The sequence below is a fragment of the Serratia sp. HNCC26DJ244 genome, from assembly GCF_057180565.1.
Map to the genome: position 1 here is coordinate 22,971 of NZ_JBXUGO010000021.1, position 20,512 is coordinate 43,482.

The window sequence follows — 20,512 nt, forward strand, 5'->3', positions numbered from 1 at the left end:
TTTCTTGCCATTACCTGATCACACAGGAAAAAGGCAACTTCTAGTCCATTGATTTTATTTAATATTAATCATCATCACAGAATGTTTTTTCCATTTAAGAATACCTTTTAAATTAAAATTCCACGGTGATCACATAATGAAATATTCCTGTATTTTTCAATTGAAAATGAAACAATCATTCCGTATAAACGATTTATTGAAATGATTATGCAATAAGCTGCAAAACGGCAAAAGCGACGGCCTATAGATAGCCCAAGCACTGAGAGACTTGAGGAGCGAACGGTGAGTACAGAAAAAAAGTTGGATGTGATTTGCATGGGACGAATCGCTGTTGATTTTTATGGACAGCAGATCGGTGCCCGCCTGGAAGACATGAGCTCCTTCAGCAAATATTTGGGGGGGTCATCCGGTAACGTTGCTTATGGTACTGCCGTGCAGGGGCTGAAATCCTCCATGCTGGCGCGCGTCGGCGATGAGCATATGGGCCGTTTTCTGCGTGAAGAATTGGAACGGGTTGGCTGCGATACCAGCCATTTAATTACCGACAAAGATCGCCTAACCGGTTTGGTCATTCTTGGCATCAAAGATCAAGAGACTTTCCCACTGATTTTCTATCGTGAAAATTGCGCCGATATGGCGATAACCAGAGACGACGTCAGTGAAGAATACATTGCTTCTGCCCGTTGCCTGGCGATTACCGGCACGCACCTTTCTCACCCTAAAACACGCGATGCAGTCATCACTGCCTTGCAATACGCTCGCCGCCACGGTGTAAAAACCGCCTTGGATATTGACTACCGCCCGGTACTTTGGGGGCTGACCTCATTAGGGGACGGTGAAACCCGCTTTATTCAATCAGATGCTGTCACGGAACAACTGCAAGAAGTGTTAGGCCTGTTTGACCTGATCGTCGGCACCGAAGAAGAGTTCCATATCGGCGGGGGGTCAACCGATACCATTGCAGCGCTAAAAACCATCCGTTCCGTAACGCAGGCGGAACTGGTCTGCAAGCGTGGCGCGTTAGGTTGCTCGGTCTTTACTGGTGAGATCCCTGATGAGCTGGACCACGGGATCACGGTCTATGGCGTGCGCGTTGATGTGCTGAATGTCTTAGGGGCTGGGGATGCCTTTATGTCTGGCCTGCTGCGTGGCTACTTAAGTGGTGAAGGCTGGGAAACAGCCTGTGCTTACGCCAATGCCTGTGGTGCCTTGGTGGTTTCTCGCCATGGCTGTGCCCCCGCCATGCCGACCAAAGTGGAACTGGATAACTACCTACTACGGGCGCGGCAAGTGAAACGCCCAGACCTGGATCCTGAGCTGAACCATCTCCATCGCGTCACGACACGTAAATCCCCAGAGCGTAATGAACTCTGTGTACTGGCCTTTGATCACCGCATTCAATTTGTTGATATGGCGCGGCAAGCAGGGGCGGATATCGCGCGCATTAGCCCCCTTAAACAACTGATTTTACAAGCCAGCCAGGAAGTGGCCGTTGAAGCTGGATTGGACCAAGGTCAGGCAGGCCTGCTGTGTGACAGCACCTTTGGCCAAGAGGTATTAAATGCCGTGACGGGTCAGGGGTGGTGGATTGCTCGCCCGATTGAATTACCCAGTTCACGTCCACTCAAGCTTGAACATGGCAATATCGGTTCACAACTGGTCAGTTGGCCGCTTGAGCATATCGTGAAATGCCTGGTTTTCTTTAACCCAGAGGATGATCACCACCTCCGTTTACAGCAAGAGCATCAAATTCAAGAAGTTTATCAAGCCTGTTGCCAGTCCGGGCATGAGTTGTTGCTGGAAGTGATTTTACCCGCAGGGACCAAACAAGACGACGCCCTGTATCTACGTGCGCTGCAACGCTTTTATAACCTCGGGATCAAACCCGATTGGTGGAAACTGCCACCATTGGCAAAAGCCAGTTGGGATGCCGTATCTGCCTTGATAGCTGAGCGCGATGCTTACTGCCGCGGGGTGGTGATTCTTGGCTTAGATGCCCCACAAGAACAATTACAACACGCATTTTCACAAACCGCCGGGCAAAGCATTGTGAAAGGGTTTGCTGTTGGTCGCACGTTATTTGGCGAACCTTCACGTGCCTGGTTAGCCGGTCAGATAGATGATCAAACGCTGATTCATAAAGTGAAAACCAATTACCACAACTTAATCACACTATGGCGCCAACGTGGCGAAAAATAGTGCCAGCACAGGAGAATTGTGATGAGTGTTCAACTAGGTATCAACCCGCTCACTTGGACTAATGACGACATGCCAACATTGGGGGCAGAAACTTCGCTAGAAACCTGTTTAAGCGAAGGGAAGCAAGCCGGGTTTAGCGGCTTTGAGCTGGGGAATAAATTTCCACGTCAGGCAAGCCTATTAGGCCCCATCTTGGCCAGGCATGATCTTAAGCTGGTATCAGGCTGGTATTCCATGGAACTGTTGACCCGCAGTGTTGAAGAAGAGATTGTGGCGGTCCAAAACCACCTGACCTTGTTACGTGAACTCGGTGCCAAAGTGATGGTCGCTTGTGAAGTAACGGGTTGTATCCATGGCGCGCAAGACACCCCGGTCCATTTACGCCCGCTTTTCCCTGCCGAGCGTTGGCAAGAATATGGCCGCAAACTAACCGAATTTGCTCAATATACGCAAAGCCAAGGGGTACAAATTGCCTATCACCACCATATGGGCACGGTGATTGAAACTGCAGAAGATATTAATAACTTAATGAAACATACCGGACCCGAGGTGGGGTTACTGTTAGACACCGGGCACATTACTTTCGCCGGAGGCGACCCAGTCACGGTGGCACAGAACTGGTCTGATCGTATTAACCACGTACATTGCAAAGATATCCGCCAAGAGGTGCTGGCGGATGTAAAAAACCGCAAATTGAGCTTTCTCGATTCGGTGCTTGAAGGGGTTTATACCGTTCCCGGAGATGGCTGCATCGATTACCCGGCGGTATTTAACGTGCTTAAAAACGCCAATTACAGCGGCTGGTTAGTGGTTGAAGCCGAACAAGACCCAGCCATTGCCCATCCGCTGACCTATGCCACCCTGGGTTACAACAATTTATACAAGTTTGCTAAAGAAGCTGGGCTGTTTGATCTTACCCAGCAATAGTTCTGCACCTTTAACCAGAAGCGCCTTTTTTAGGCGCTTCTGGTGACTGCCTAACATTGGATATCGCTACCATTTGCCATCACTCGATAGAGCTAGGTGTTGTTGCATCCCCCAGTCTGCATAATCGACAAACAGTGCTACTATGCTGCATCCCGTAAGATATATACCCATGAGTCATTGCTGATGCCTACTGAAAACCAACCACTAAAAGATGTCATGCTCGCTTTCCAGATCATCCCAAGACTGAAAGAAGGCAACAACTTCGAGGTGGTCGATAAAGCTATCGAAGTTGTAAAAGCTTCGGGTGTACCATTCCAAGTCAGTGCAATGGAAACAACCATGAGAGGCGAATTAAACCAGCTATTAGAGATTGTCAAAGACGCACAACAAGCGTGCTACCAAGCTGGTGCCGTTGAAGTTATTACAAACATTAAAATTCATAGTAAAACTGAACTGGCAACCGACACTTTCTGTACCTATAACAGAGGCGTCACCAAAGCTAATCATATGTTTATGGATGATTAGCTTCCTTGTTAGGCGTTTCTGGTTGCTCATTTATCTGCCGGTGGTTTGACACCGTAACCGGCGTGCAATAACACTTTTGTACATAATTCCAGGAAACCCGATTTACTCAGATCGTTCTTGGCATCGTTAGTTCGCCAGGCGCAAATCACAAAGGATGCCGAGCTGGCTGATGCTTCAACATGGTCGACCGTGGGTAACAGGGCAAATTTAGCTTTATAGATGTGTTTACCCTCTTTTGATGCGTCATTGTCATACTTTCTTATCAATGACCAATCCAACCTGAAAAAAGCCTTTTCCGGTCAGTTGGTGCCTCAAGTCCCCAACGATGAACACGCCAGTGAATTGCTGGCACGTATTCAGGCTGAAAAAGCAGCGCAACAAGTGGCTGCCAAAGCTAAAGCCGCAAAAAGTCAAAACACCGAGAAGGATCGCAAAACCAAGGGAAGATCCTGATGTTTTGGGTCGTGCTCATCCCCTTGGCAAGGTACAATGGCACCTCACGTAGGAGGACCACAATATGGCCAGTGCAAACCAACTGAAAGCGCTGCTTCAGTCACATCTGGAAGGCGACGAAACGCGCTTTTACTCCGTCGCCATGCAGGTGGCCGCCCACGAAGCCAAGCAGGGCCACGGTAAATTGGCTGAAGATCTACGTACACTGGTGGATCAAGCCAAGGCTCGGCGTTCACTAAATCCTGAAAGCAAAGCCGTCCCCATCAGCAAGCCAAGAGGCGAGCTGGCCAACCTCTTGTCCGTGAGTTACCCCAAATCTCGCCTGGGTGATATGGTGCTTAACGCCGAACTTACCCAACAGTTGGAACGTGTCATCCGCGAACAGCGCCACGCTGCAGAGATCCTGTCCCATGGCCTCTCCCCCCGGCGTAAATTGCTATTAGTTGGCCCGCCCGGTACTGGCAAGACCATGACTGCCTCAGTACTGGCCGGTGAGCTGGGGCTGCCTTTGTTTCTGGTTCGTCTGGATGGGCTGATCACCAAGTTTATGGGCGAGACCGCCGCTAAACTCAGGCAAATTTTCGAATCTACCCAGCAAACCAGAGGGGTATATTTCTTCGACGAATTTGATGCCATTGGCTCTCAGCGTGGCCTGAGCAACGACGTAGGCGAAATACGGCGCATTCTCAACAGCTTCCTGCAAATGATCGAACAGGACGACTCCCACAGCCTGATCATCGGTGCGACCAACCATCCCGATATTTTGGATAGCGCACTGTTCCGCCGTTTTGATGATTTACTGCATTACGAACTGCCTGACGAAGCGCACATTGCCAGCGTGCTTAATTCACGTTTGTCTGGCATGGCACTCAAGAATACATCATGGAAACGTTTAGCCTCCAAGGCAGTTGGCCTTAGCTATGCGGAGTTGACCCGCGCAGCAGATGAAGTGTTAAAAACAGCCTTAATCGAGCGTACAGAAAAAGTTACCGAAAAAAATATTGCTCATGCACTGGAAGAACGCCGAAAGTTATCAGATCGATTCAATAAGATAAGTTAACAATAAGGATATGGCATGGCAGATAGGGAGCTGAGTAACCACCCACATTTTATTTTCCAAAATAGTGCCCAAACAGAAGGCTTTACTTCACCCTCTACCGGTGGCGGTGGTAAAAAGATACCTGGCCGGGACAGGTATGCGCACGGTGGTGCTCTGCTCAGCCAGCTCCAGCAACTTAACCCTCTATTAACCCGTGCGATAACTCAGCAACGGCAAGCAGGTATTGATGCAGGTCTCGGCTTGCAAATTGAGTTTGCCAGTTTTCCAGATGTTGAACTGGCTTTTGAATCCCTTGCCTACGAACGTTCAGGTATAGAACTTCGTAATGTCAGGCAACAAGGCGACAGAACCTTTGCTACCGTTTTTGTGCCCGATGGCAAGCTAACGTTTTTTGAGAAGCGGATAGCAGCTTATCTGGATGAAAGTAAAGATAAAAAAAGTGGCCCCGCGCATAGCCATTTGCTGAATACCATTGCAGAAATTCGCGCTGCAACCTTGCAAGCGCTGTGGACCGACACCCCAGAGTCCATACCAACAGCAGACGACGAACACCTCTGGTGGGAAGTTTGGCTACCAACGCGAGGTGATCGCCAGGGTCTGATGAAGCAATTCAAGGCAATGGCCACCGAGCTGAACTTCCGCATTGCGGCCGGTGAGTTATATTTTCCCGAACGTTCTGTTCTGCTGGTCTATGGGTCCGTTGGCCAGATGAAGCGCTCAATGATGACGTTAAACAGCATTGCAGAGTTGCGTCGCGCCAAGGAAACCGCTGAGTTCTTTGACTCCCTGCGACCTAACGAGCAACCAGAGTGGGTTGATGAACTGAACGTGCGCCTGGAAATGGTCGAAAATGGTGCCGATGTACCCTATGTCTGCCTACTTGATACAGGGGTGAACAACGGGCACCCATTGCTCCAGCGAGCCATTGCACAAAAGGATAAACATAGCGTTGAGCCTGGCTGGGGCCTGGGCGATACCGAAGGCCACGGCACAGAGATGGCTGGCCTTGCGCTACTTGGCAACCTAACGGATGCTCTCTCTACCCAAGCACCGATTTCCGTTTCACACCGGTTAGAATCAGTTAAATTACTTCCAGAAGATGGCGCCAACGGCGGTGACTCCCAACTGCATGGCTACCTGACAATAGAAGCCGTCGCCCGCCCAACAGTGACCGCACCACACCGTAAGCGCGTTTTCAGCATGGCTATTACCGCCATGGATAATCGTGACCGTGGGCGCCCTTCTGCATGGTCAGCAACCATAGACAGACTCGCTTATGACGCCGATGAACAAGGAGAAACGCCAAAGCTATTTGTCGTTTCTGCAGGTAACATCAAAGACCCAAACGCCTGGATGAAATATCCAATCAGTAATTCCTCTGATGGCGTTCACGACCCCGCGCAAGCTTGGAATGTTTTGACCGTAGGCGCGATGACCCATCTGGTAAATATTACAGAGGAAGATGCCGAGCACTATACCCCCATTGCCGAAGCAGGTGGTTTAAGCCCATTCAGCACCACATCACACACATGGCAAGCTCATTGGCCATTGAAGCCAGACGTGGTTTTTGAAGGGGGCAATGTGGCAAAAGATGGTTTAGGGGCGGCATGGATAAGCAGTTTAAGCTTGCTAACTACCCATGCTAGCCCCAATGAACGCTTGTTGACGACCTGCAACGCTACCAGTGCCGCCTCTGCGCTTTGCGCAAGAATGGCGGCTCAGCTAATGGCTAACTATCCCGACCTGTGGCCTGAAAGCATTCGCGGCCTTATCGTACACTCAGCACAATGGACAGCAGCGATGAGGCGCATGTTTCTCCCTGCCCGGGGAGCACCCACCAAAGCTCAAACCACCCAACTAGTAAGGCACTGTGGGTTCGGCGAACCCGACCTTGAGCGGGCACTTTGGAGCGCAGGCAACTCGCTAACCATGATTTGCGAGGAATCTCTGCATCCGTTTAAACGCGAGAAAGGGAAAGAGCCTCAGCTACGGGATATGAATCTGCATCATCTGCCGTGGCCATTGGCCGAGCTTGAAGCTTTAGGCGAAACCCAAGTAGCAATGCGGGTAACACTTTCATACTTCATTGAACCTAACCCATCAGCCCGTGGTGTGGCCTCGCGCTACCGTTATGAATCTCATGGCCTTCGGTTTGATGTTAAACGCCCTTTGGAGAGTGAAGATGATTTCAGGGCGCGAATAAACGCCGCCGCTAGAGACGACGAGGAACACGTAAACAGAAACGATAATGATCCTGCCTGGGTTATTGGAAAAAAGAATCGGCATAAAGGCTCACTGCATGCCGATATTTGGCAAGGCAGTGCAGCGGAATTGGCTAGCAGGGGATCTATTGCCGTTTATCCCACTCTTGGCTGGTGGAAAACCAGGCCCGCACTGGGTCGTTACAGTCAGCAAGTCAGGTATTCGCTGATTGTTTCAATCAGCGCGCCTGGTGTAGATGTGGATTTATATACCCCCATTGCCAATCAAATTGGTATACCGGTTATCATCGAATAATTGCATTTAGTGGTTCTTAAACCACGATAAGAGAGACGTAAACAAGGAGTACCTCAACCATTATTCCCAGAGTCTGGAGCTTTTGTACCACCCTACGCGACGACGGTGTTGGCTATGGAGACGACCTGGAACAACTAACTTATTTGATCTTCCTGAAAATGGCAGATGAGTATTCAAAACCGCCCTACAACCGTGATGTTGGTATCCCTGAACGGTACAACTGGCAAGCGTTGACCAGTAAAAAAGGCGCTGAGTTAGAAGTGCTGTATGTGGAACTGTTACGAGAACTGGGTAAACATAAAGGCATGCTTGGCCAGATTTTCACCAAGGCACAAAACAAGATCCAGGACCCGGCAAAACTCTTTCGCCTGATTGATATGATCAACAGCGCCCAATGGATCATGATGGGAGCCGATGTTAAAGGTGATATCTATGAAGGATTGCTGGAAAAGAATGCTGAAGATACTAAATCTGGTGCAGGGCAGTACTTTACGCCCAGGGCATTGATTCGCACCATGGTCGAGTGTGTTCGGCCAGAACCCAGTAAAACCATTGCAGATCCGGCTTGTGGTACGGGCGGATTTTTCCTCACTGCCTACGATTTTTTGACTAACCCTGAAAACTATTCGCTCGACAAAGCGCAAAAGCAGTTTCTAAAGTACCGTACATTCTACGGTAATGAGATTGTCGCCAATACTCGCCGCCTGTGTTTAATGAACATGTTCTTGCACAACATTGGCGAAATTGACGGTGATAGTTTCATTTCGCCCAATGATGCGTTGATCGCAACCAGCCCCGTTAACGTGGACTATGTACTTGCCAATCCCCCCTTTGGCAAGAAAAGCTCAATGAGTTTCACCAACGAAGAAGGTGAACAAGAAACCGATGATCTCACCTACAATCGGCAAGATTTTTGGGCAACAACGTCAAACAAACAACTAAATTTTGTTCAGCATATTCGCAGCATGCTGAAAACCACCGGTAAAGCCGCCATTGTGGTGCCAGATAACGTATTGTTTGAGGGCGGTGCAGGTGAAACGATTAGAAAGAAGCTGCTGGAAAATACCACACTGCATACCATTCTGCGTTTACCAACCGGCATCTTCTATGCTCAAGGTGTTAAAGCGAATGTATTGTTTTTCGATAACCAACCGGCCAGTCCGAATACTTGGACAAAAGAGGTCTGGTTCTATGATTACCGCACCAACATTCATCACACGTTGAAGAAAAAGCCAATGCGTTTTGAGGATTTAGCAGACTTTATTCAGTGCTACACCCCCAAAAGTCCAACCAAACGAGTCGAGACCTGGCACCCGGAAAATAACCCAGAAGGCCGCTGGAGAAAATACGGCGTTGAGGAGTTGCTCGCTCGGGACAAAACCAGCCTTGATATCTTCTGGCTCAAAGACAAAAGTTTGACGGATCTGGATAACCTGCCAGAACCCGATGACCTTGCCGAAGCAATCATCGAAAACCTGGAGGCTGGGTTAAACAGCTTCCGTGAAGTACTTAGCGGACTATCTACAAAATAATATGCATTGTATACACTAAATAATTCGAGTTGCAGGACAAAACGCAATGCGTTTTGAACAGCGCTTGCGCTGACCCTTTAGGGCGAGGCCTTGTGCCGAGTAACGCAGCAACACAGAGATAAATCGGTCAGGAACCGATTTAAACAACGCTTGCGTTGGCCCGAAGGGTGAACCTCATGGAAGAGGTTCATTAATCTCCAGGAGCTTACAGAGGTCAAGTGACTGGGGTGCCGCCAGGAGCGGATTTGAACGCCGTTGGCGGCGGCCCTGTAAGGGGCGAGTCTCATGGATGAGACGAGTAACTGCAGCCAACACCCAGGCAGCTTGAAGTATGACGAGTATATTAGCTGAATGGCAGGATGTTATTCACCATCAGCAGGTTAAAAAAACAAGAAGGAGAAGGTCTAGCATAAAGCGTCGATTATCTGTTCTGTTGTTAAGTAACGCGTTGCTGGTTGGCGCATTACCCTTGGCTGCTCAGGCAGCAGAAACCTTTGCTCTCACCTCCCCGGCATTTCAGGACAATGGCTTGCTGGCTCAAAAATATGCGGGTACCACAGCGGGCAATGCCAGTTGTACCGGTGAAAACATCTCTCCCCCCTTGAGCTAGCGATAGCATTCGGCCTGCTGCTAATGACGATAGGTCACGCGCAAGTTGGCATCTACTTTGTAGTTGCCCCAATAGGAGGGCTCATTGGTGGATTGGCTGTTTCATTGTTGCTGCTTCCATACAAGGCTCGTCGGATCTACCGACAATACTCGGCACTCCAGAGTAGTTTCACTTATACCTGGGATACCGAGTTGTTGCACTGCATGGCTGAACACGGTACGTCACAACAGCCATGGTCTGCCTATATCAAGTTGCTGGAAAACAAGTCGCTGTTTTTACTCTACCCCTGCGACAATATGTTCCTTATGTTCCCCAAGAAATGGTTCAACACCCCAGAACAGATAGCCGAATTTCGCCAGCTCGCGCTGCGAAGCGTCAATAAACATTAGCCTTAGATTGGCATAGTGGCGATGACGACCAACCCGATTTCTACAAGGCTCATATAGAAATCGGGTAGCCGCCGCTAGGTTAACTAATTACCTGACTTTTCCTTGGTAATCGGCTTACCCTGTTGATCATAGGTAAAAAACTCATCAGTCTGATAATTAATAAAGGTATAAGTGGCTTCCTGGGCATCTTGTATTAAGCTGTAGGTGCGAATCGAAATGTCCTTAAATTGCGCCACAACTTTATTTTTAGGGGTGATCAGCTGATATCCTTCACTTGTTTCGACCAGCGCTGTTCCACCCTGAAAAAAGTTGGCGCTTTTGTACATCATAGGGATAACTAACTTACCCTGAGTGTTGATATAGCCATACTGGCCATCTTCACCTTGTACAGCAGCTAGGCCGTTGGAGAATGACTTGATATTCTTATAGCCACTGAGATCGAAATTAACTTTTTTGGCCTGACGATCAACGTAATATGATTTATCCTGCTTATCGATTACCGGCATTAAGCCATCTTTACCAAAACTCATTTCGGAAGGCAGTTGCGCATAGGATTTAGCATTAAGCCGAACCCCATCGGCATTATAGATGTCGAAGTTATGATAAATATAAACATTATCGTTTTCAATGGCGTAATAAGGGGTATCGCCCTCTTTTTTCGTCGTTCTCATTTCATGCCGCACAATGATATTATCACCATCAACATAAAAGTCATTAAAATCACCACGGAGAACCTGCTTGTTATCGCTCTGACGGTAGACTTCGTAACTACGGATATTACGCTTATCGTCGAAGTTAGAAGCAATAAACAGTGAGCCAGCCACTTCAATATCGTGGTACTTTAATGGCAATAAAATTTGATGAGTTTGTATATTGACTAAGCCTTGAATGAAATTATTATTTCGTTCTTTATTAACAATAAGGAATTTATCTTTAACAACCTCTTCATTCATAATATAAAATGGTTGCAGCTCTAACTTTTTAGCTGTTCGGTTAAGTAAATAAACTTTCCCGTCGTTATAATCACCCTTAGCGCCAACAGCATAGTAGTAGTCTCCTACTTGCCTATCTAACCGAATATACTGAGGAGGGATCAACCAATTCCCTTGCTCATCGACTAAACCATATAGCGGTTTTTCTGATTCGTTAGCAGCGACAGCCAGACCGTTGTTATATGCGGTGTCTGGCATGGTTAGTGTAAAGTTGTAAGTATATTTTTTTGCCTCAGGCTTGAGGAAAACGGTTACTGAAACTGGATTCCCATGAAACCGATAAGATGCCGTATATTTAGGTGGATGCGCCTTGCTGGCCTCTTTTTTTGAAGGATAGTTGTTGGCCAGATACTTTATCAAACTGTCACGTTCGGTAATTTTATCGTTGTCCAGTTGCTTAATGGCATCAGTAAAGTACTGATGTAGCTTATCAACGTAGTAAGCATTGTTGTAATAAGATGATGTTCCGGCATCCTTCAGGGGCTCGCCGTTTTTATCAATGGCTTCGACGTGAAGAATATTTTTGTACATGGCTTCTGGCATGGTCAGCGTCACTTCGCGCCCATTGATTGACACCAGACTGATCTCATTCTGACTCGCGTTACCTTTGGTATTAAAGTCAAAATGCTTAACCGAATCCGGTAATGTATAGGTTGCCACCATATCAACCGATAAGATCCTTCCGGCACTGGCAACTTTAATCTCCCCCATGTTTATGACTTCTGCCGGTAATGCAGATGAACCATCTTTAAAGTGAACCCGTTCAATCATTATTGTTACCGGTTCATAGTCAAAAACCTCGTAATCGGCGGAGAGCTTAGAAAAATCATAGCTCCTGAAATTCGTTGAAACATAAGAGGACTTACCTGTAATTTGTTGACGTGGCTCCAGCGAAGCAAAATACTGATTAAACAGGGTCTCGAAAGCTGATGCTGACATCGGAGTAAACTTAGATGTATGCTGGACCTCGTTATCATCCTCTGCTGAACCAACAGATAGACGTATCGAATTAAATTTTTGAACGGACTCTAGTTCTTCAATTTGCTCATTGAGCATGATTTTTATCTGAGGCAGCATTTTGCCTTTAAATGACTCTTGGAACAGGGCTTCTATTTCTGCTTTGGAAGGCTCCGCTGAGGCTGACTCTGTTTGAGTCGTTTCTATAATTTCAGGCCCAGCCATCACACTAGCGGAACATAACAACCCGAGAGCCAGTAATAACGATTTTAGGGAGAAAGCGGATAATAAAATTTTGTTATTCATTTAGTCGCAACACTCACAGGTTTAAACCGATAGATATGATTGAGCACTCAAGGCATCATTGACAGAAATAATACGCTTACTCAGTGCAATATCAACGTCAAGTTCGTGCCGTCTGTTGAAGCTACCGATGATCGGCTGAGGTTCTTTGGCAACGCCGAGGCATACTTTATATATACGCCATGTTTGTTAGGTTTTGGGCTCAATGAATCGACCGATAACTCGCATTAAAACGTTTAGCTAAAACAATCATTCTGCGGATGGCTCTTCCCGGCGACGAGGAACTATCGGCATATCAGGTGAGGTGCCGCCGAGCGAAGCCAGCCTTTTTGCTACCTGCACCCGAACAAACGTTTTCATCGCTTCACGGAAAATATCTGCCTTATCCATATCTGGGTCGGCCATTTCCAACGCCTGTGCATATAGCGCATCATCAATCGTGACTGTAGTTCGCATAATATCCCCCCTTGATTCATATAATGATGACAACATACATCAAAAAAAGAATCAAAATCCAAAATGGCATCTAAATCGATCACGGTTTGGCACGTATCGTCGATGCCCCCATCACAACCACCAAGATGAGCACTCGGCGAACCTCGCCGGTAGCCGGGTTAATGCTGGAGACCATCGGACCACCAGAAGTCGATAAAGCACTTTTTGCCGACATGTTGCTTCTGGCGCATTGAGAGACTCCACGCTTTTAACCATTCACGGTAGCAGCAACAGATATACGCCATGTTTGTTAGGTTTTGGAGTCGGCATAATGCCCATAATGTACTACCAATCTGTACTACCTGCTACAACAGCCACAGGTTGGGTTATCGATTGGAAACATCACTAAACCAATAAGTTACTGAGCCAGAAAACAAAAACCCCCGCCGAAGCGAGGGTCTGAAATCTTGGAGCGGGTGAAGGGAATCGAACCCTCGTATAGAGCTTGGGAAGCTCTCGTTCTACCATTGAACTACACCCGCTTTGGTGTGCGACTGGCATTATAACTGGTTATACGCATCGAGCAAGCGAAGAAAGTAGATAACTGCCGATATTTTAGGCGGTTAATCATCACTTTTCCTCTCTCTGAATAAATAAAAACCGGCACCATTACTGGCACCGGTTTAGATTGCACTTATGCTGACCATCGCTTGAAAAGTCAGAATGCCGTGCTTAGTGTTACTTGCTTGGGCGCATCGCTGGGAACAGGATCACATCGCGGATGGTGTGGCTGTTGGTCAGCAACATCACCATGCGGTCAATACCAATCCCCAAACCTGCCGTTGGCGGCAAACCGTGTTCCAACGCGGTAACATAATCTTCGTCGTAGAACATCGCTTCGTCATCACCGGCGTCCTTGGCAGCAACCTGGTCAGCAAAACGTTGCGCCTGATCTTCCGCATCATTCAATTCCGAGAAGCCATTACCAATTTCACGGCCACCGATAAAGAACTCGAAACGATCAGTAATTTCCGGGTTCTCGTCGTTACGGCGTGCCAGTGGAGAAACCTCCGCTGGATACTCGGTAATAAAGGTCGGCTGGATCAGGTGACTTTCTGCGGTCTCTTCAAAAATCTCGGTTACCACACGGCCCAAGCCCCAGCTCTTCTCAACTTTAATGCCGATAGACTCCGCAATAGCCACCGCTTTGCTCATCTCGTTCAGGTCATCAAGATTGGTCTCAGGGCGGTATTTTTTGATCGCCTGCGTCATGGTCAGCTTTTCAAACGGCTTGCCGAAGTCAAACACCACATCGCCATAAGGCACTTTGGTGTCACCCAGCACATCTTGCGCCAAGGTGCGGAACAGAGATTCCGTCAGCTCGATCAAGTCTTTGTAATCCGCATAGGCCATATAGAGTTCCATCATGGTGAACTCTGGGTTATGGCGTGGAGAAACCCCTTCATTGCGGAAATTACGGTTGATTTCGAACACCCGCTCAAAGCCCCCTACCACTAAACGCTTCAGGTAAAGTTCTGGGGCAATACGCAGATACATATCAATATCCAGCGCATTATGGTGGGTAATAAACGGACGGGCAGCAGCACCACCCGGTATCACTTGCATCATGGGGGTTTCGACTTCCATAAAGCCTCTATCCACCATAAAGTTACGCACCGCCGCCATCACTTGTGAGCGAATTTTAAAGGTGTTGCGTGACTCTTCGTTAGCGATCAAGTCCAGATAACGCTGGCGATAACGGGTTTCCTGATCCGCCAAGCCATGGAACTTATCTGGCAACGGGCGCAGCGCTTTAGTCAGCAGGCGCAATTCAGTACAGTGGATAGACAGCTCGCCCGTCTTGGTTTTGAACAGCTTACCCCGTGCGCCAAGGATATCCCCCAGATCCCACTTTTTAAACTGTTCGTTATAAATCCCTTCAGCCAGATCATCACGAGCCACATAAAGCTGAATACGCCCGCCAACATCCTGCAGCGTAACAAAAGAGGCTTTACCCATGATGCGGCGGGTCATCATACGGCCCGCAACCGTCACTTCGATGCCTAAAGATTCCAGCTCTTCGTTTTCTTTGCTGTCATAGGCGGCGTGCAATTGATCTGATGTGGTATCGCGACGGAAATCATTCGGGAACGGGAGGCCGTTCTCGCGCAGTGCGGCAAGTTTTTCACGGCGCGCCTGCAACTCGTTGTTCAGATCCAACGCCTGCTCGGCGCCTTGTGGTTGTTGCTCAGACATTTCTGTTCCTCATAACCCGGCTTTCAAACTTGCCTCAATGAATTTATCCAGGTCGCCATCCAGTACGGCCTGCGTATTACGTGTTTCTACGTTGGTGCGCAAATCTTTGATGCGGGAGTCGTCCAGTACATAAGAGCGGATCTGGCTGCCCCAGCCGATATCAGATTTGCTATCTTCCAGCATCTGTTTATCGGCATTTTTCTTTTGCATCTCGTATTCGTACAATTTGGCGCGCAGTTGTTTAAACGCCTGATCTTTGTTTTTATGCTGTGAGCGGTCGTTTTGACACTGCACCACAATGTTGGTTGGCAGGTGGGTAATACGCACCGCCGACTCGGTTTTGTTAACGTGCTGCCCACCCGCACCAGAAGCGCGGTAAACGTCAATACGCAGATCCGCCGGATTGATATCAATATCGATATCGTCATCCACTTCAGGGTAAATAAACACTGAGCTGAACGAGGTGTGGCGGCGACCACCGGAGTCGAATGGGCTTTTACGTACCAGGCGATGCACGCCAGTTTCAGTACGCAACCAGCCAAAGGCATAATCACCGATAATCTTGATGGTGGCCGACTTCAGGCCAGCAACATCACCATCAGACTCTTCAATTACTTCAGTTTTGAAGCCTTTTGCTTCCGCCCAACGCAGATACATACGCAGCAACATGCTGGCCCAGTCTTGCGCTTCGGTGCCGCCAGAACCGGCCTGAATATCCAGGTAGCAATCGGCGCTGTCGTACTCACCAGAGAACATGCGGCGGAATTCCAGTTGATCAAGCTTGACGCTGAGCTGTTCGAGCTCAACCACCGCTTCATCAAAGGTTTCTTCATCTTCTGCTTCAACTGCCAGTTCCAATAGGCCGGTGACGTCTTCACAGCCCTGTTGCAGTTGGTCGATGGTTTCTACAATGGCTTCCAGCGTCGAGCGCTCTTTACCCAATGCCTGTGCACGCTCTGGCTCGTTCCAGACGTCTGGCTGCTCCAGCTCGGCGTTAACCTCTTCTAGGCGTTCTTTCTTGGCATCATAGTCAAAGATACCCCCTGAGAACGGCGGTTCGCTCAGACAGGTCTTGAATACGGTTTTTTACCGGATTAATTTCAAACATGATTTTTAGCGTTCTTACGTTGATGTCGTCGATGGCGAAATGCCATTGGAACCGCTAATTCTAACGGATCCGATGGCCAGTTTATAGCAGGTTGGTCAGTTTTTGTCGGGCTATCACGCCAATGGCCACAGATGCTGGATCAGCAACTGCACATTACGATTGCCACGGAACTCGTTCACTTCCAGTTTGTAGGCGATTTCCGCTTGCTTGATGCTGTTATCAGGCCACTGCGTGGTATCGATATTAAAGGCGATACCATCCAGCAACGGGCCCCCCCCCAGCGGCTCCACCATCAGCTTGAGGTGTTTTTCCCCCACCAGCCGTTGCTGTAAAATGCGAAATTTGCCATCAAAAACCGGCTCGGGAAAGGCTTGCCCCCAGGGGCCCCCTTCACGCAGTAACTCGGCGGTATCCAGTGTCAGTTCCTGCATTGCCAGCTCACCATCAGACCAAACGACGCCTTCCAGCATCGCCGGATCGAGCCACTCCCCCACCAGTTCGCCAAAGCGCTGGCGAAACTCATCAAAGCGGGCCTCTTCCAGCGATAACCCAGCCGCCATGGCATGGCCGCCGAATTTCATCATCAGGCCGGGGTGCAACATATCGAGCCGCTCCAACGCATCACGCAGATGCAACCCGGCCACTGAACGGCCAGAGCCTTTGAGGATGCCTTCCCCTGCTGGTGCAAAAGCGATTACCGGGCGGTGAAAACGCTCTTTGATACGGGAAGCGAGGATCCCCACCACCCCTTGGTGCCACTCCGGGTGATACATTGCCAAGCCGTAAGGTAACTCTGTGGTGGTTTGCTCCAGTTGAGAGCACAGCGCCAGGGCTTCCACTTGCATACCCTGTTCAATATCGCGGCGGGTCAAGTTAAGCGCGTCCAAGTCACTCGCCAACATGCGCGCCTGGGCAATATCATCACTGAGCAACAGCGCCACACCAATCGACATGTCGTCCAAACGCCCTGCTGCGTTCAACCTTGGGCCAAGCACAAAACCCAAATCGTTGGCTGCTAACTGACGCGCGTCACGGTTGGCTACTTCCAGCAAGGCACGAATGCCTGGGCGACACTTACCGGCACGGATACGATTTAACCCTTGATAGACCAGAATGCGGTTGTTGGCATCCAATGGCACCACATCTGCCACGGTGCCTAACGCCACCAGATCGAGTAAATCGGCCAGATTGGGTATCCCCAGGCACTGTTGCTCGAACCAACCGCTATCACGCAATCGGCTACGTAGCGCTAGCATCAGATAGAACGCCACCCCTACCCCTGCCAAAGACTTGGAGGGGAAATCACAACTGGCCAGGTTTGGGTTAACAATCGCTTCGGCGGCGGGTAACGTTTCCCCTGGCAAGTGATGATCAGTGACCAGCACCTGCATCCCTTTAGCGTGAGCTGCGTCAACACCAGCATGGGAGGAGATACCGTTATCCACGGTGATGATAAGCTCAGCCCCCCGTGTGGCAACTTGCTCCACCACTTCCGGGCTTAAACCATAGCCATCTTCAAAACGGTTAGGCACTAAATAGTCAACGGCGCTACCGCCCATACTGCGCAGGGCTAATACCGTGAGCGCGGTGCTGGTGGCACCATCGGCATCAAAATCCCCCACCACCATAATGCGCTGGCGCTGCGTCAATGCCTGCTGCAGCAGGGTGACCGCCGCCTCAATACCGCCCAACTGTTGCCAAGGCAACATGCCTTTGACGCTTCGTTCCAGTTCTTGCTCGCCCTGAACGCCACGCAACGCATATAAGCGGCGCAACAAAGGGGGGAGGCTGGCAGGTAAATCGCGACTATCTGCCGCCTTGCGGCGGCGTAATTGGGTTTTAATACTCACTGAAGTTTATTTCGCCACAGTTGAAGCGGCGTGAGCATCCAGCATGGCGGCCATCTCTTTCGGCCCTTGATAACCTGGGACCATCTCGCCATTTTGTAAAATGATCGCAGGTGTCCCTTGAATACCAAACTGCACCCCTAACTGATAATGTTTGGCAATATTGATCTTGCAGGTTGCCGGAGAGATGGGGTCGCCTTTAATGGCAGCGTCAAAGGCTTTATTCTTATCGGCGGTACACCAGATGGACTGCATGTCTTTCTCAGCTTGAGAATTCAACCCCTGACGTGGAAATGCCAGATAACGCACCGTGATGCCCAGGTCGTTATACTCTTTCATTTGCTCATGCAGCTTATGGCAGTAACCGCAGGTGATATCAGTAAACACGGTAATGACATGCTTTTCCTTCGCTGCTTTGAAGACAATCATTTGGTCTTCCAGCGCGGTCAGTTGGGCCATTAACAGTTGATTGGTCACATTAACCGGCTGTTTACCGCTAACATCATATAACGGCCCCTGTAGGATGTATTTACCATCTTCGGTAACATATAACGCACCGCTTTCGGTCAGTACGGTTTTGACCCCAGCAATAGGCGAAGATTGGACATCCGCCTGCTTGATGCCCAGGCTACCCAGTGCTTTTTGAATTGCTGCATCATCAGCATGAGCTACACCGGTTACCGAAGCGGTCAGTAAAGAGAGCAGCAATAAACTTTTTTTCATTCTTTCCATCCTTCCACTTTTTATCCTTCCAGAGTCCGCGTTTCAAGCGCGCGGGTGGTGCTGTTGATGTAGCTGTTTCAATCTTTCAGTGGCTACATGTGTATAAATTTGCGTTGTTGAGAGGTCGCTGTGCCCCAATAACATCTGTACGACACGCAGATCGGCCCCATGGTTCAGTAAATGGGTGGCGAAGGCGTGGCGCAAGACGTGTGGCGACAAGCGCTCACTATCAATACCTGCTAGAGTCGCATAATGTTTGATGCGATGCCAGAATGTCTGGCGGGTCATTTGCTGGCTGCGGCTACTGGGGAACAACACATCGAGCGTCTGGCCGTTCAACATCCAGGGTCTACCGTACTCCAGGTAGTTTTCAATCCAGTATACCGCCTCTTCCCCCAAGGGAACCAAGCGCTCTTTATTACCTTTACCAATGACGCGCACCACCCCTTGGCGCAAGCTGACATCACCGATGTTCAAACCCACCAGCTCTGACACCCGCAAACCTGTCGCATACAGCACTTCAAGCATCGCCTTATCACGCAACTCCAGCGGTTGATCAACGCAGGGAGCTTGTAGCAACGCTTCTACCTGCGCTTCACTCAGATCTTTTGGCAAGCGCTGCGGTAATTTGGGTGAGGCCAACAACGCGGTCGGGTCATCCTCCCGCAATTTTTCACGGTTAAAATATTGATACAAACGGCGCATCGCACTGAGCAAACGAGCGGAACTGGTGGCCTTATAGCCCCCTTCAACCCGATCAGCAAGAAAAGCCTGCAGATCCAGCGCTTGCGCCTGCAAAAAACTACTGTGAGTGGCAGCCAACCAGCCTGCCAAGGCCTGCAAATCCAGCCGGTAGGAAACCAGGGTATTTTCTGCCAGATTGCGTTCAAGCCACAGCGCATCCAGAAATTGCTCAATCAGTGCGCTATCTTGCTGTTGCATGTGCCTCTCTCTTTGTTATACCCGTCGTCAATCCAAATAACTTAATACCACTCGCTTCACGTTTTGTTTCAGTGAGAGTAACGCGGAACGCCGACTCGCCGTAAACCCAACGCTCGGCTAACCTGCACCACTCTCACTTGTAGCACTATTATGTGCCGCTATTTAGTATACTCGTTACCATTCTACACCCAGCACCTTAAGTGACTTAAACATGAAGATCGGTCTATTTTATGGCTCCAGCACCTGCTACACCGAGATGGCAGCAGAGAAAATCCGCGACATCCTGGGAGATGAACTGGTTGAACTGCACAATCTGAAAGAGGTTTCCCCCAAGTTAATGGAGGATTACTCCGTGCTGATCCTCGGTATTCCAACCTGGGATTTTGGTGAGTTGCAAGAAGACTGGGAAGCTATCTGGCAGCAACTGCCGGAGTTAGATCTGAAAGGCAAAATTGTTGCTCTTTACGGCATGGGCGATCAACTGGGTTACGGTGAATGGTTTCTTGATGCACTAGGGATGCTACATGATCAGTTGGCCCCCATGGGGGTGCAGTTTATAGGTTTCTGGCCAACGGCAGGCTTTGAATTCACCAGCCCCAAACCGCTCACTGCGGACGGGCAACACTTTGTCGGTCTGGCACTGGATGAAGTCAATCAGTATGAGATGAGCGAACAACGCCTAGAACAATGGTGTGAACAGATCCTGCTGGAGATAGATGCGTTGCTGTAAGGAGATT

Annotated in this window: 19 protein-coding genes and 1 tRNA gene; 10 read left to right on the forward strand and 10 right to left on the reverse strand. The window is 49.2% G+C overall.

Going from position 1 to position 20,512, the window contains the following annotated elements:
- Positions 1 to 282 precede the first annotated feature (282 nt).
- The 3 genes from AC2A06_RS15310 (at position 283) to AC2A06_RS15320 (ending at position 3,651) form a co-directional block, all read left to right on the forward strand.
- Entirely contained in the window at positions 283 to 2,199 is a 1,917-nt protein-coding gene (locus AC2A06_RS15310; protein WP_484380841.1) for a bifunctional 5-dehydro-2-deoxygluconokinase/5-dehydro-2-deoxyphosphogluconate aldolase, read from the forward strand.
- Positions 2,200 to 2,220: 21 nt separating this feature from the next.
- A complete protein-coding gene (iolE, locus tag AC2A06_RS15315; protein WP_484380842.1) occupies positions 2,221 to 3,126 on the forward strand; it encodes a myo-inosose-2 dehydratase in 906 nt (301 codons plus the stop codon).
- Positions 3,127 to 3,309: 183 nt separating this feature from the next.
- Positions 3,310 to 3,651, forward strand: a complete 342-nt coding sequence (locus AC2A06_RS15320; RefSeq protein WP_037384759.1) for a thiamine-binding protein — start codon at positions 3,310 to 3,312, stop codon at positions 3,649 to 3,651.
- Positions 3,652 to 3,677: 26 nt separating this feature from the next.
- Here AC2A06_RS15320 and AC2A06_RS15325 read toward each other — a convergent pair whose 3' ends face one another.
- Positions 3,678 to 3,917, reverse strand: coding sequence for a hypothetical protein (locus tag AC2A06_RS15325; RefSeq protein ID WP_484380843.1), 240 nt, complete (start codon positions 3,915 to 3,917; stop codon positions 3,678 to 3,680).
- On the opposite strand from AC2A06_RS15325, the gene AC2A06_RS15330 reads away from it, so the two are divergent.
- From AC2A06_RS15330 to AC2A06_RS15355, 6 genes are all read left to right on the forward strand, one after another.
- Positions 3,898 to 4,104 carry a hypothetical protein gene (locus tag AC2A06_RS15330; protein WP_484380844.1) on the forward strand — a complete coding sequence of 69 codons (207 nt, stop codon included), beginning with the start codon at positions 3,898 to 3,900 and terminating at the stop codon, positions 4,102 to 4,104. The two genes, AC2A06_RS15325 and AC2A06_RS15330, sit on opposite strands and share 20 nt — an antisense overlap.
- A gap of 64 nt (positions 4,105 to 4,168) precedes the next feature.
- Positions 4,169 to 5,164: an AAA family ATPase gene (locus AC2A06_RS15335; protein WP_484380845.1), complete on the forward strand. Its 996-nt coding sequence runs from the start codon at positions 4,169 to 4,171 to the stop codon at positions 5,162 to 5,164.
- Positions 5,165 to 5,179: 15 nt separating this feature from the next.
- Positions 5,180 to 7,681: a S8 family peptidase gene (locus AC2A06_RS15340; RefSeq protein WP_484380846.1), complete on the forward strand. Its 2,502-nt coding sequence runs from the start codon at positions 5,180 to 5,182 to the stop codon at positions 7,679 to 7,681.
- 62 nt (positions 7,682 to 7,743) lie between these two features.
- The gene (locus AC2A06_RS15345) at positions 7,744 to 9,213 is read left to right on the forward strand and encodes a class I SAM-dependent DNA methyltransferase (protein WP_484380872.1); all 1,470 of its coding nucleotides are present in this window, start codon (positions 7,744 to 7,746) and stop codon (positions 9,211 to 9,213) included.
- A gap of 331 nt (positions 9,214 to 9,544) precedes the next feature.
- Positions 9,545 to 9,823, forward strand: coding sequence for a hypothetical protein (locus AC2A06_RS15350; protein ID WP_484380847.1), 279 nt, complete (start codon positions 9,545 to 9,547; stop codon positions 9,821 to 9,823).
- Positions 9,824 to 9,927: 104 nt separating this feature from the next.
- On the forward strand, positions 9,928 to 10,212 hold the full coding sequence (locus AC2A06_RS15355; protein ID WP_484380848.1) for a YcxB family protein: 285 nt from the start codon (positions 9,928 to 9,930) through the stop codon (positions 10,210 to 10,212).
- A gap of 83 nt (positions 10,213 to 10,295) precedes the next feature.
- Here AC2A06_RS15355 and AC2A06_RS15360 read toward each other — a convergent pair whose 3' ends face one another.
- The 9 genes from AC2A06_RS15360 to xerD all read right to left on the reverse strand — a co-directional run bounded on the left by AC2A06_RS15360 (position 10,296) and on the right by xerD (position 19,775).
- Complete coding sequence (locus tag AC2A06_RS15360) at positions 10,296 to 12,467, reverse strand: WG repeat-containing protein (protein ID WP_484380849.1); 2,172 nt, start codon at positions 12,465 to 12,467, stop codon at positions 10,296 to 10,298.
- Positions 12,468 to 12,713: 246 nt separating this feature from the next.
- Positions 12,714 to 12,920 (reverse strand): type II toxin-antitoxin system VapB family antitoxin, encoded by a 207-nt coding sequence (locus AC2A06_RS15365; protein ID WP_484380850.1) that lies wholly within the window; start codon positions 12,918 to 12,920, stop codon positions 12,714 to 12,716.
- Between the two features lie 79 nt (positions 12,921 to 12,999).
- Positions 13,000 to 13,134 (reverse strand): hypothetical protein, encoded by a 135-nt coding sequence (locus tag AC2A06_RS15370; RefSeq protein WP_484380851.1) that lies wholly within the window; start codon positions 13,132 to 13,134, stop codon positions 13,000 to 13,002.
- A gap of 233 nt (positions 13,135 to 13,367) precedes the next feature.
- A tRNA-Gly gene (locus AC2A06_RS15375) sits at positions 13,368 to 13,441 on the reverse strand.
- Between the two features lie 196 nt (positions 13,442 to 13,637).
- On the reverse strand, positions 13,638 to 15,155 hold the full coding sequence (gene lysS / locus AC2A06_RS15380) for a lysine--tRNA ligase (RefSeq protein ID WP_484380852.1): 1,518 nt from the start codon (positions 15,153 to 15,155) through the stop codon (positions 13,638 to 13,640).
- A 9-nt stretch (positions 15,156 to 15,164) separates the two neighbouring features.
- Positions 15,165 to 16,263, reverse strand: a protein-coding gene (gene prfB, locus AC2A06_RS15385) for a peptide chain release factor 2 (RefSeq protein ID WP_484380853.1) whose coding sequence is annotated in 2 segments (ribosomal slippage) — positions 15,165 to 16,187 and positions 16,189 to 16,263 — 1,098 coding nt in all. Because the reading frame shifts where the segments join, the coding sequence is not laid out codon by codon here.
- A gap of 113 nt (positions 16,264 to 16,376) precedes the next feature.
- Positions 16,377 to 18,113, reverse strand: a complete 1,737-nt coding sequence (gene recJ, locus AC2A06_RS15390) for a single-stranded-DNA-specific exonuclease RecJ (RefSeq protein WP_473197021.1) — start codon at positions 18,111 to 18,113, stop codon at positions 16,377 to 16,379.
- Between the two features lie 6 nt (positions 18,114 to 18,119).
- Complete coding sequence (gene dsbC / locus AC2A06_RS15395; RefSeq protein WP_484380854.1) at positions 18,120 to 18,833, reverse strand: bifunctional protein-disulfide isomerase/oxidoreductase DsbC; 714 nt, start codon at positions 18,831 to 18,833, stop codon at positions 18,120 to 18,122.
- A 42-nt stretch (positions 18,834 to 18,875) separates the two neighbouring features.
- Positions 18,876 to 19,775 (reverse strand): site-specific tyrosine recombinase XerD, encoded by a 900-nt coding sequence (gene xerD / locus AC2A06_RS15400; RefSeq protein WP_484380855.1) that lies wholly within the window; start codon positions 19,773 to 19,775, stop codon positions 18,876 to 18,878.
- Positions 19,776 to 19,986: 211 nt separating this feature from the next.
- Here xerD and fldB point away from each other — a divergent pair, with 211 nt between their 5' ends.
- On the forward strand, positions 19,987 to 20,505 hold the full coding sequence (gene fldB, locus AC2A06_RS15405) for a flavodoxin FldB (RefSeq protein WP_484380856.1): 519 nt from the start codon (positions 19,987 to 19,989) through the stop codon (positions 20,503 to 20,505).
- Positions 20,506 to 20,512 lie beyond the last annotated feature (7 nt).